The organism is Streptomyces sp. ISL-98 (assembly GCF_018614055.1).
GTDB classification, from domain to species: Bacteria; Actinomycetota; Actinomycetes; order Streptomycetales; family Streptomycetaceae; genus Streptomyces; species Streptomyces spiramyceticus.
The window spans coordinates 187,907-199,164 of record NZ_JAGGPB010000014.1; the positions used below are offsets into that span (position 1 = coordinate 187,907).

Sequence of the window (11,258 nt, forward strand, 5' to 3'; positions counted from 1 at the left end):
CATGGCCGCACTGGGATGGCTCAGCCCCCGTAGGCGCTCCGCGACTGCCCGGAGCGTGCTGGCGGGAGAGGCAGCAGCCGAGGCAGCACGCAAAACCTCGCAGGAGCAGGAACAGCTGGAACGGCAGGACCGCCGGGAAGACAGAGACGGCGGGCAGCTGGAACCGGAGTTCCCGGTCGTCGGAGACGAGCGGGCCGCCGCTTTCTTCGACCTCGACAACACCGTCATGCAGGGCGCCGCGATCTTCCACTTCGGCCGCGGCCTCTACAAGCGGAAGTTCTTCCAGCGCCAGGAGCTGGCCCGCTTCGCCTGGCAGCAGGCGTGGTTCCGGCTGGCCGGCGTCGAGGACCCGGAGCACATGCAGGACGCCCGCGACAGCGCGCTGTCCATCGTGAAGGGCCACCGCGTCTCCGAGCTGATGTCCATCGGCGAGGAGATCTACGACGAGTACATGGCCGAGCGCATCTGGCCCGGCACCCGCGCCCTCGCCGAGGCGCACCTCGACGCGGGCCAGAAGGTCTGGCTGGTCACGGCCGCCCCCGTCGAGACCGCGACGATCATCGCCCGCCGCCTGGGCCTGACCGGCGCGCTGGGCACGGTCGCCGAGTCCGTCGACGGCGTCTACACCGGCAAGCTGGTGGGCGAGCCGCTGCACGGGCCCGCGAAGGCCGAGGCGGTCCGCGCCCTGGCCGCCGCCGAGGGCCTGGACCTGGCCCGCTGCGCGGCGTACAGCGATTCGCACAACGACATCCCTATGCTCTCGCTGGTCGGACACCCGTACGCGATCAACCCCGACACCAAGCTCCGCAAGCACGCCCGCGACCGCGAGTGGCGCCTGCGCGACTACCGGACCGGCCGCAAGGCCGCCAAGGTCGGCATCCCGGCGGCCGCCGGGCTCGGCGCCATCGCCGGCGGCACGGCGGCCGCGATGGCGCTGCACCGCCGCCGCCACTGAGGCCGCTGAGGCCACAACTCGAACACCAGCCACACACAGGGGCACGCGTAAGGCACGCGGGGCCCCTTCAGGCAATCCTGGGCTTCTACCCCTGCCGGGCTCCCGCCAGTCTCGTTGCTCCCACTCGGGCACAACAGATCCCGGATTCAAGCAGAAGACGAAGTAATTCGATCAACAACCGGTCACAATCCGTGTCCGGATCCGCCGCATAGACGTAACAGAAGCGACGGAATCGATGATTTGAGCAACTGGGTGTAGCACTGCCTGTACGAAGCGTTATTCTCCTCAGACGCATACCGGACCCCACTCACCAGCACGACGAGTGACCGGTCCCGCACTGAACGTGTTGGAAGCTCTGCCTCTGGGAGTCCCGTGTACCCACATGTCGGGGTTGACGCCTCGGGCCTGGCTACGCTGCGCGCAACGGTCGTCGACCGCTTGCGCGGCTTCGTCCCCACCGCGTACGCCGTCCCCGCCCTTGCCACCCCTGCTGCACTTGTCGGCCCCTGCTATGCCCTGGCCGACGGCGGTGCGGCGGTCGGCAGACGCAGCCGCGGCGCCGGCTCAGCCACCGGTACGTCCACCGCCCGCCGGCCCAGCGCCGACAGCGACAGCGCCCGCATGATGGACCTCGTCGAACGCGCTCAGGCCGGCGAGGCCGATGCATTCGGCCGCCTCTACGACCAGTACAGCGACACGGTCTACCGCTACATCTACTACCGCGTCGGGGGAAAGGCGACCGCGGAAGACCTCACAAGCGAGACGTTCCTGCGCGCCCTGCGCCGCATCTCCACCTTCACCTGGCAGGGCCGGGACTTCGGCGCCTGGCTGGTCACTATCGCCCGCAACCTGGTCGCCGACCACTTCAAATCGAGCCGATTCCGTCTCGAAGTGACCACCGGCGAAATGCTCGACGCCAACGAGGTCGAGCGCAGCCCAGAGGACTCCGTCCTCGAATCCCTGTCCAACGCCGCACTCCTGGAAGCGGTCCGCAAGCTCAACCCGCAGCAGCAGGAGTGTGTGACCCTGCGCTTCCTCCAGGGCCTCTCGGTCGCCGAGACCGCCCGCGTGATGGGCAAGAACGAGGGCGCGATCAAGACCCTCCAGTACCGGGCCGTCAGGACACTGGCCCGGCTCCTTCCCGACGATGCCCGCTGACCGGCCGACCACAACTCACACTCTGTGACGCCTTCATGACGCTGTGGTCGGATCATCTTTCGCGCGTAACCCAAGTGCCGACACGCTCGTTGTGCGGGATGCAGGCTCCCTGCGGTCACGCCATGTCCGCAGCCACTCACTCAATCGTGTGGATGTGCTCAAGGCGTGCAACCTTCCGGACCCCCAGGGGAGTCGATCGTCATGACGAGAGGAGGTGCCGCCAGTGATCGCGAACGTATCGGCACACCGGCGGGCGAACGCCTTCGCCCAGGCCCTGGAGGCTCAGACGCCCCAGGGCACGGCGGCAGATCAGCCCGAAGAAACGGCCGAAGGGCCAGAGTCCACAAGGCTCTTGGCCCTGGCGAACGGTCTCGGCGAGCTGCCGTCACCGGAGTTGGACCCCGAGGTCAAGATCGTCCAGCGGGCGCAACTCATCGCCGCCATGGAAGCAATGGTCGCCGAGGGCGGTGCGTCCGCGGGCCCTATGGTGCCCAAGCAACGGACGGACGGCCGGGGCGCCCATCGGGCATCTCCGCTCCGGAAGCTGCGCCCGCGCTCCCGCTGGTCGAAGGGCATCGCCGCGGGCGGACTCACCGTCGGTGTGGCAGCAGGAGCCTTCAGCGGCGTGGCCGCTGCAAGTTCCGACGCGCTGCCAGGTGATTCGCTGTACGGGCTGAAGCGCGGCATGGAAGACGTCAAACGCGGCATGGCCGGCGGCGACGCCGACCGTGGCCAGCTCTACCTCGACCAGGCGTCCACCCGCCTCCACGAGGCACGCCGCCTCATGGAACGCGGCCGCGAGTCCGAGCTCGACCACGAACAGCTGGGCGAGGTCAGGCGCACCCTGAGCGGGATGACGCACGACGCCGGCGAGGGCCACCGCCTTCTCCACGAGGCCTACGAACGAGACGGCTCGATGGGCCCGATCCAGGCCCTGTCGTCCTTCGCCAAGTCGCACCGCGAGGCTTGGAGCAGCCTCCGCGGTCGGCTGCCTGTCCAACTCACCGACGTCGGCAACCAGGTGAGCTCGGTCTTCGACGCCATAGACCAAGAGGTGGCCCCGCTGCAGTCGCTGCTTCCCCGCGCCCCGGAGTCCGGCCGCAGCACCACGGACCGCCGCGGCTCCACCCAGGACCGTACGGGCGGCACATCGGGCACGAACCGCCCCGCCCCCTCCACGACAACGTCCTCCGGAGGCCGTACGGGCGGCGACAGCAAGCCCCGCCCGTCCGCCTCACACAGTTCCAAGGACGACGGCCTCCTGAACGGCGGCGCAGGCGACCTGCTGAACCCGCCGCCGCACGAGGCACACCCGTCGGCCCCTTCCTCCGACCACAACCCCTTGAATCCCCAGACTCCCGACGTAACGCTCCCGCCACTGCTGCCCGGAATCATCCCGGGCCTGAACGTGGACGGAACGGAAGCGCAGTAACACCGCACGTATACGCACCACAGTGGGCCCGCTCTCCCCGGAGACCGGGCCCACACTCTTACCCGGCCTGTCGGACGTCAGAAGAACACGGACCGCTGCCGTCCCGGCCAGGGTTCGTCAGAAGAAACACGGACCGCCGCCGCACCAGCAGCTTGGCCCCTCCCCCCGGCCGCCCTCGCACCGATCGGCCCCAGGGGCCTCACGGGCTTCGGCCGACTGCGACGGACTCCGTCCGTCGGGCCCCACCGCCGCCGTCCCGGCCCGGGTTCGTCAGAAGAACACGGACCGCCGCTGCACCAGCAGCTTGTAGAGCGTGTGCTGGATCTGCTCCCGCACCTGATCCGTCAGGTTGAACATCAGCATCGGATCCTCCGCCGCCTCCGCCGGATACCCATCCGTAGGAATCGGCTCCCCGAACTGAATCGTCCACTTCGTCGGCAGCGGCACCGCCCCCAACGGCCCCAGCCAAGGGAACGTAGGCGTGATCGGGAAGTACGGAATCCCCAGCACCCGCGCCAGCGTCTTCGCGTTGCCGATCATCGGGTAGATCTCCTCCGCCCCCACGATCGAGCACGGCACAATCGGCGCCCCGGCCCGCAGCGCGGTGGAAACGAACCCGCCACGCCCGAACCGCTGCAGCTTGTACCGCTCGCCGAACGGCTTCCCGATCCCCTTGAAGCCCTCCGGCATCACACCGACGAGCTCACCCCGCCCCAGCAGCTCCTCCGCGTCCTCCGCGCACGCCAGGGTGTGCCCCGCCTTCCGGGCCAGCTCGTTCACCACCGGCAGCATGAACACCAGGTCAGCGGCGAGCAGCCGAAGGTGCCGGCCCGCCGGATGGCTGTCGTGCACCGCGGCCTGGAGCATGAGCCCGTCCAGCGGCAGCGTCCCGGAGTGGTTGGCGACGATGAGCGCCCCGCCCTCCGACGGGATGTTCTCGATGCCCTTGACCTCCACCCGGAAGTACTTCTCGTACAGGGGCCTGATCAGCGACATCAGGACCTTGTCGGTGAGGTCCTCGTCGTACCCGAACTCGTCGACCTCGTAGTCCCCGGTGAGCCGCCGCCGCAAGAACGCGAGCCCTCCCGCGATCCGCCGGTCCCACCCGCCGCCCGTACGCGCCTCACTCACACTCTGCCGGGCCTTCGCCGCCTCCGGCGCCGTCCCCGCCTCCGCCGGCACGGCAACGTCCGGCTCGTCCGACTGCTGCTCCGGTACGGGCGCCAGCGGGCTCCCCTTGCGCCCCGGAGGCCGTTTCCCCTTGGGCTCCTTCGCGGGGCCGGCCGCGTCCTTGGACTTGGGCCTGGCCCGCCTCGTCCTCGGATCATCACCGAAGGGAATGACCTTCGCATCGGCCATGTCAGGTGCGCTCCTTGCTGACGAAAGTGGAGAGCCGGTCGACGGTACGGGCAATACCCTCGGGCGGCAGCAGCCCCGCGCCCCGGCTGCGCGCGAAGTCCTCGAACGTCTCCGCAGTCGTGCACTTCGGCTCAAAACCCAGGGTCTCGCGCATCTGGGAGGTCCTGACGACCCGTCCGTGCGTGAGCAGCCGAATCTGCTCCGGCGAGAAATCGGTCACCCCGACGGTCCGCAGCGCGGTCCCGACCCAGGTCACCGCGGGCAGCAGCACCGGCACGGTCGGCCGCCCGAGCCGCCGCGAGCACTGCGAAAGCAGCAGGACACCGTCACCCGCGATGTTGAAGGTCCCGCTGTTCATCGTGGAGCGCCGGGGATCGTGCGAGGCGATGCGCAGGACGTCGATGACATCGTCCTCGTGCACGAACTGCAGCCGCGGGTCGTAACCGAAGACCGTCGGCAGCACCGGCAGCGAGAAGTACTCGGCGAGCGGAGAATCCGCGCTGGGCCCGAGGATGTTCGCGAAACGCAGCACGTACACCGCCACATCGGGCCGTCGGCGCGCGAAGCCCCGTACATACCCCTCGACCTCCACCGTGTCCTTCGCGAAGCCGCCGCTGGGCAGCGACTTGGGCGTCGTGGTCTCGGTGAAGACCGCGGGATCGCGAGGCGCCGACCCGTACACACTCGTACTGGACTTGACCACGAGCCGCTTCACGGTCGGCGACTTCTGGCACGCACCGAGCAGCTGCATGGTGCCGATGACGTTGGTCTCCTTGACCGACGCACGGCTGCCACCGGTCCCCAGCGGCGTACCCGTGACGTCCATGTGCACGACGGTGTCGACACGGTGCTCGGCCAGGACACGCGCGATGGCCGGCTGGCGGATGTCCGCCTGGACGAAGTCTGCGCCACCCAGGTGATGCTCTGGCCGAACCGCATCGACGGCGACCACCCGGTCGACGTCGGGATCACGCTGGACGCGCCGTACGAATCGGCCTCCCAGTTGCCGGGCCACACCTGTGACGAGCACGACCTTGCCCAAGATCAGCGCCTTCCCTCGGACTCCCCTAGCGCCACCGTAGCGGTTGGATGTTGCGCTGTGATGACCGCACGGCACCCGAAGTGACAGCAGACACAAACGGAGCCACCCGAACGCACCGCAGCCCTCCCACCGTGACGGTGGGAGGGCTGCGATTTCACGTACAGCTGCCGCTTACTTCTTGTTACGACGCTGAACGCGGGTGCGCTTGAGCAGCTTGCGGTGCTTCTTCTTGGCCATCCGCTTGCGCCGCTTCTTGATAACAGAGCCCACGACTACCCTCGCTCACTTCTCTTCACTCGGTGCGGGGCGTCTGGGCCCACACGACCTACGAGGGCCTAGCCTACCCGCCACCGAGAGAGGGACGTAATCCGAGGCCGCCGTCAGGCCGATTCCACCCCCACAAAGGACTCGCGGAGGTACTCGTGAACTGCTTGCTCCGGAACCCGGAAGGACCTGCCCACCCGGATCGCCGGCAGATGACCGCTGTGCACCAAGCGGTACACGGTCATCTTCGACACTCGCATCACCGAGGCGACTTCCGCCACGGTCAGAAACTTGACCTCGTTGAGAGGCCTCTCGCTGCCAGCAGCCATGACCCACCTGTACCTTCCGCACCCGACGCGCACCGGCTTCCCCTCCGGTGACTCTTCGTCGTTGTGCGCTCACTCCCAGACTAGGGGCGGGTGATGCGAGTGGGGAAGAGGAGCAGCCATCCGACGCCTACCGTGACAGACACGCTCGATTGAGTACATAGCGAGTAAGCGGTCGGTAGTAATCAGACCGCACGGCGTCATCAAGCGGAACGGCGACGGACACCCGCCCCTCAGCCTCACCGACGAACAGCGCGGGATCATCGGTATCGGCCAGTCCAATGGCCTCAAACCCCAACTGACCTGCACCGCAGACCCACCCATGGTCCCCGACGACCAGCCCGGGCAGCGCCCCTTCCCCCTCCCGCAGGGCGGCCAGTGCGACCCGAACAGGGAGGGGCGAATGGCTGTGTGCGCCGGTCACACTCGCGGCACCTCGCGCGCCGGGTTCGCGCACCAGCGCGACGCCTCGTACGTAGTCGAGGTTGTACGTGCGTACGCCGAACCGGGTCGTTATGTCGACACATCGCCCCTGCGCGGGTGTGAGGACAAGGCACCCCGCCGCCGACAAGGCGTCTGCGAGACCGGCGTAGAACCCGAGCAAACGGTGCGGATGCCCGGTCCCGAACAACACCGGCACCCGCCGCGCGGCGGCATCGGCCAGCCGCCCCGCGAACGCATCGAGCCCGGCCAGCGTCCGCTCGGGATCAATCACATCAGCCCCCGTGACACATCCCGGATCACCGGAGACCCCACACTTGTCAGCCATGAGCGCCATCACATCGCGCGCACCCCAGGCCTGTTCGGGATCCAGCCCGAGCAGAACGCGCGGATCCCGCGCCGCGAAGAGCCGGTAGCTCCGCAGGCTCTGCTCCCGGGAGGTGGCCACGGGCCCGGCCAACCGAGCCGCCAACAGATGCGCCCGAAGCGCGCCGGTACTCAACACCCTCCAGATGCTCCCGCACCCCCACCCACCCCGCACCAAAACCCCAAGGACGCCCCACAGTTGGCGTAACCCCACCCGATCAGCACACGCGGGGAGACCCACCAAGAGCCCGCCATGCCGCACGACACGAAGCGCCCGTACTCCCGGGGACTTGGCCTCGGCGCACGACGCGAAGCACCCACCTCCAGGACTGGCTCGGCCTATGGTGCGAAGCACCCCGGGGCCCGGGCTCGGCGACGGCGCGAAGCGCCCGTACTCCAGGGCCCGCGGTCCTGCGAGCGCGACGCCGAGGCAGCCAACGGCCACCCCACCCTGCGGCGCGAAGCAGCCGCACGCGGGGCAGCTCACCTTGAGCGCGGCGCACCGCACACCGCGAAACGCCCCAAGCGCGGGAACCTGGGCTCGGCGTACGGCACAGAGCGCCCGCACTCCAGGGTCTGCGGCTCTGCGCTCGCGACGCCGACACAGCCAACGGCCACCCCGCCCTGCGGCGCGAAGCTGCCGCACCGGGGGGTGTGGGGGCGTCAGCCCCACGTCGGCTCCCCCGGCCCCGGGGGCCGGGGGCCCCACCCGCACCGCCCCGCGCACCCGCACCGTCCAGACCGCGCACTCCCACCCCGCCGCCCAGCCGACGCACCGTACCCCTCCCCCTAAGCCAACAACCCCCGCAAAGGAAACGCCGCCCGCCGAGCCGCCCGTACCGCCTGGTCGAGACGGTCCGCCGGGTCGTAACCCGACTCCCACCCCTTCCACGCCGGCGTCCGCCCATCCGTCATCCGCGCCGGCCCCAACTGCCGCGTCCGCGCATACACCTCGTCCCGCCAAGACGCCGGAATCACCGACTCCGGCTCAATCGGCCGATGCGCGGCAATCCCCACCAGGTGCGTCCAAGACCGAGGTACGACGTCCACGACCGCATATCCCCCGCCCCCCAGCGCAACCCACAACCCACCCTCCACATACTCATGGGCGAGCTCATGACACGCCGCCTGCACAGCCCGCTGCGCATCCAGCGAAACAGCCAGATGCGCCAGCGGATCCTCGAAATGCGTATCGGCCCCGTGTTGCGTAACCAGCACCTGCGGCCGAAAGTCCGCCAGCAGCTCCGGCACAACCGCGTGAAACGCCCGCAACCACCCCGCATCCCCCGTCCCCGCAGGCAGCGCCACATTCACGGCCCCGCCCTCCCCCGCACCTGCCGCGCCCGTCTCCTCCGGCCACCCGGTCCCCGGAAACAGCGTCTGCGGATGCTCATGCAGCGACACCGTCAGAACCCGCGGGTCCTCCCAGAACGCCGCCTGCACCCCGTCCCCGTGATGCACATCCACGTCCACATACGCGACCCGCTCCGCCCCCAGCTCCAGCAGCCGCGCAATCGCCAACGCCGGGTCGTTGTAAATACAGAACCCGGCCGCACTCCCCGGCATCGCATGATGCAGCCCGCCCGCGAAGTTCACCGCATGGGCCGCCTCGCCCCGCCAGACCGCCTCCGCCGCCCCCACCGACTGCCCGGCGATCAGCGCAGAAGCCTCATGCATCCCGGCAAACGCAGGATCATCAACCGTCCCCAGCCCATACGCCTGATCCGCAGCCCGCGGATCCGCCGAAGCCGCCCGCACCGCCGCCACGTACTCCGCACGGTGCACAAGTCGCAGCGTCGAGTCCCCAGCGGCCGGCGCGGCGACCACATCAACCGCCCGGTCGAGTCCGTACGCCCGGATCAGCCCCATGGTCAGGTCGAGTCTGACGGGATCCATCGGATGACTCGCCCCGAAGTCGTATCCGGTTACCGCGTCATCCCACATCAACAGTGCGCGCCCGCTCATGTCCGCCACCGTATCGGTCGGCCTCCGCCGAGAACGACCGGGCGTACACAAGCGTCACCAAGACCAGAACCATCGGTACGAACATCGCCCCCCGATAGCTCCAAGCCTCCCCGAGCGCACCCACCAAAGGCGCCCCGACGAGGAACCCCACGTAATTGAAGACATTGAGCCGAGCAATAGCCGCATTGCCACGTGCCCCCGGGAACAACCGCCCCGCCGCCGCAAAGGTCTGAGGCACGATCACACAAAGCCCGAAACCGAGCATCGTGAACCCGAGCATCCCCACCCCAACCCCCGGCGCCACCGCCACCACACTGAACCCACCAGCAGCAAGAAGCGTCCCGCACCGCACAACACCCACAGCCCCGAAGCGCCGCACACCAAGGTCCCCGACAGCCCGCCCCACCAGCGTCGTGACCATGTAAATGTTGTACGGAAGGGTCGCCGTCTGCTCCGACGACCCGAGGACGTCCTCCAGATACTTGGCGCTCCAGTTCGAAACAGTCGAGTCCCCGATATACGCAAAGGTCATCACCAGACACAACGGCAACAGCAGCCTGAACCCACCCCGGGCCGCCGGCTCCTCTACCCCAACTTCCCCAGCGACCCCAACCTCACCATCGACGTACCACCGGCTACCGACGAACACGCCCGGCAACAGCACCCCGACCACCGGCAGATACGAGACGACCAGCGCCAGATCCCAGTGCGCCCCGGCCCAAGCGAACGAGGCCCCCGCGATCCCGCCAAGGCTGTACGCCGCATGAAACCCGATCATGATGCTGCGCCCGTACGCCCGCTGAAGACTGACGCCCAGCATGTTCATGGACGCATCCAGCGCACCCACCGAAAGCCCGAACGCCCCGAGCGCCACGGCCACTTGCCACATCTCGCTGCCGGCCCCGACCCCGAGCAGCGCCAGCAGCACCACCGGCTGGGACCACCTCAGGACCGCGCTGGGCCTGACCCGCTTCACCAGCTGCTCGGTCCCGAAACTGCCCACGCCCGCCAGAATCGGCACCGCGGCCAGGAAGACCGGAAGCAGTGCGTCGGATATCCCGTACCGGTCCTGAATGGCAGGCAGCCGAGTCACCAGAAGCGCAAAAGCCACGCCCTGCGCGAAGAAGCTCAACCCCAAGGAAGCCCTGCCGTGCCGCAGGCGCGCGTCTGTCATGGCCGCACAGCGTAGGCGCGTCACCTACTCATGGGTAGGTGGATCACGCAAGCAATCCCGGCAGCTGCCCCATGTCGGAGAAGTAGCCAGTCGCCCCGGGGAGCCGGTCGACAGGCATCATCGACGTGAAGGCGTACACATCCATCCCGGCCGCCCTGGCCGCGTCGATCCCCAGCGGACTGTCCTCCAGCACGACACACCGCTCCGCCGGTACGCCCATTCGATCCGCGGCGTAGAGATAGAGGTCCGGATCCGGCTTCCCCCGCCCGACGTCCTGCGAGCTGAAGATCCAGCTGTCCTCGAACCACTCGTCGAGCCCAGTCGTCCGGTGCCCGACCCGGATCCGCTCATGACTCCCGGACGACGCGACACAGTACGCAACTCCCTCCGCGACCAGCGTCCCCAGGAAGTCCTCGACCCCCGGCACAGGCTTCAGGTCCCGCTGGAACGCGGCGAAGATGCGGGCATGCAGCGTGTCGTCGAAGTCCTCGGCGAGCCGCTGCCCTGTCCGCTCCAGTACGAGGTCGTGGATCCGGTGCACGGCACCACCCATGTAGTCGCGGAGAGAGTCCTCGTACGTGGTGGGGTGCCCGAGCTCGGTCAGGTAGCCGGCGAGGATGGAGTTGGAGATCGCCTCGCTGTCCACGAGGACGCCGTCGTTGTCGAAGATGATGAGGTCGTAGCGCATGACCCGACCTTAAACGCAAAAAAGCCCCGGCCCCTGGACATAAGTCCAGGGGCCGGGGCATAAAAATTTGTTCGGCGGCGTCCTACTC

At 68.7% G+C, this 11,258-nt stretch carries 11 protein-coding genes; 3 read left to right on the forward strand and 8 right to left on the reverse strand.

Annotation, left to right across the window (positions count from 1 at the left end):
* The first annotated feature begins 1 nt into the window (after position 1).
* The 3 genes from J7I98_RS11550 to J7I98_RS11560 all read left to right on the forward strand — a co-directional run bounded on the left by J7I98_RS11550 (position 2) and on the right by J7I98_RS11560 (position 3,545).
* On the forward strand, positions 2 to 955 hold the full coding sequence (locus J7I98_RS11550) for an HAD family phosphatase (RefSeq protein ID WP_214920545.1): 954 nt from the start codon (positions 2 to 4) through the stop codon (positions 953 to 955).
* A gap of 372 nt (positions 956 to 1,327) precedes the next feature.
* Complete coding sequence (locus J7I98_RS11555; RefSeq protein WP_214920546.1) at positions 1,328 to 2,113, forward strand: ECF subfamily RNA polymerase sigma factor, BldN family; 786 nt, start codon at positions 1,328 to 1,330, stop codon at positions 2,111 to 2,113.
* A gap of 223 nt (positions 2,114 to 2,336) precedes the next feature.
* Positions 2,337 to 3,545, forward strand: a complete 1,209-nt coding sequence (locus J7I98_RS11560; protein ID WP_214920547.1) for a DUF5667 domain-containing protein — start codon at positions 2,337 to 2,339, stop codon at positions 3,543 to 3,545.
* Positions 3,546 to 3,815: 270 nt separating this feature from the next.
* Here the strand turns inward: J7I98_RS11560 and J7I98_RS11565 are convergent, their stop codons facing one another.
* From J7I98_RS11565 to J7I98_RS11600, 8 genes are all read right to left on the reverse strand, one after another.
* The gene (locus J7I98_RS11565; protein ID WP_214920548.1) at positions 3,816 to 4,904 is read right to left on the reverse strand and encodes a lysophospholipid acyltransferase family protein; all 1,089 of its coding nucleotides are present in this window, start codon (positions 4,902 to 4,904) and stop codon (positions 3,816 to 3,818) included.
* A gap of 1 nt (position 4,905) precedes the next feature.
* Positions 4,906 to 5,946, reverse strand: a complete 1,041-nt coding sequence (locus tag J7I98_RS11570; RefSeq protein WP_214920549.1) for an NAD-dependent epimerase/dehydratase family protein — start codon at positions 5,944 to 5,946, stop codon at positions 4,906 to 4,908.
* A gap of 171 nt (positions 5,947 to 6,117) precedes the next feature.
* A complete protein-coding gene (locus J7I98_RS11575; protein ID WP_003948845.1) occupies positions 6,118 to 6,216 on the reverse strand; it encodes a 30S ribosomal protein bS22 in 99 nt (32 codons plus the stop codon).
* Positions 6,217 to 6,326: 110 nt separating this feature from the next.
* Positions 6,327 to 6,539, reverse strand: coding sequence for a helix-turn-helix domain-containing protein (locus J7I98_RS11580; RefSeq protein WP_014046653.1), 213 nt, complete (start codon positions 6,537 to 6,539; stop codon positions 6,327 to 6,329).
* A gap of 127 nt (positions 6,540 to 6,666) precedes the next feature.
* Positions 6,667 to 7,482, reverse strand: a complete 816-nt coding sequence (locus J7I98_RS11585) for a phosphatase (RefSeq protein WP_214920550.1) — start codon at positions 7,480 to 7,482, stop codon at positions 6,667 to 6,669.
* A 650-nt stretch (positions 7,483 to 8,132) separates the two neighbouring features.
* Complete coding sequence (locus J7I98_RS11590) at positions 8,133 to 9,308, reverse strand: acetoin utilization protein AcuC (protein ID WP_214920551.1); 1,176 nt, start codon at positions 9,306 to 9,308, stop codon at positions 8,133 to 8,135.
* Positions 9,277 to 10,482 carry an MFS transporter gene (locus J7I98_RS11595; RefSeq protein ID WP_214920552.1) on the reverse strand — a complete coding sequence of 402 codons (1,206 nt, stop codon included), beginning with the start codon at positions 10,480 to 10,482 and terminating at the stop codon, positions 9,277 to 9,279. The genes J7I98_RS11590 and J7I98_RS11595 overlap by 32 nt, the downstream gene beginning before the upstream one ends.
* A gap of 43 nt (positions 10,483 to 10,525) precedes the next feature.
* Complete coding sequence (locus tag J7I98_RS11600) at positions 10,526 to 11,170, reverse strand: HAD family phosphatase (RefSeq protein ID WP_214920553.1); 645 nt, start codon at positions 11,168 to 11,170, stop codon at positions 10,526 to 10,528.
* Between the last annotated feature and the right edge of the window lie 88 nt (positions 11,171 to 11,258).

What these genes read in the sequence shown, in the direction of transcription:
- J7I98_RS11590 (WP_214920551.1), bottom strand. Translation starts at nt 9,308, where the DNA reads ATGAGCGGGCGCGCACTGTTGATGTGGGATGACGCGGTAACCGGATAC.
- J7I98_RS11565 (WP_214920548.1), bottom strand. Translation starts at nt 4,904, where the DNA reads ATGGCCGATGCGAAGGTCATTCCCTTCGGTGATGATCCGAGGACGAGG.
- J7I98_RS11550 (WP_214920545.1), top strand. Translation starts at nt 2, where the DNA reads ATGGCCGCACTGGGATGGCTCAGCCCCCGTAGGCGCTCCGCGACTGCC.
- J7I98_RS11595 (WP_214920552.1), bottom strand. Translation starts at nt 10,482, where the DNA reads ATGACAGACGCGCGCCTGCGGCACGGCAGGGCTTCCTTGGGGTTGAGC.
- J7I98_RS11600 (WP_214920553.1), bottom strand. Translation starts at nt 11,170, where the DNA reads ATGCGCTACGACCTCATCATCTTCGACAACGACGGCGTCCTCGTGGAC.
- J7I98_RS11580 (WP_014046653.1), bottom strand. Translation starts at nt 6,539, where the DNA reads ATGGCTGCTGGCAGCGAGAGGCCTCTCAACGAGGTCAAGTTTCTGACC.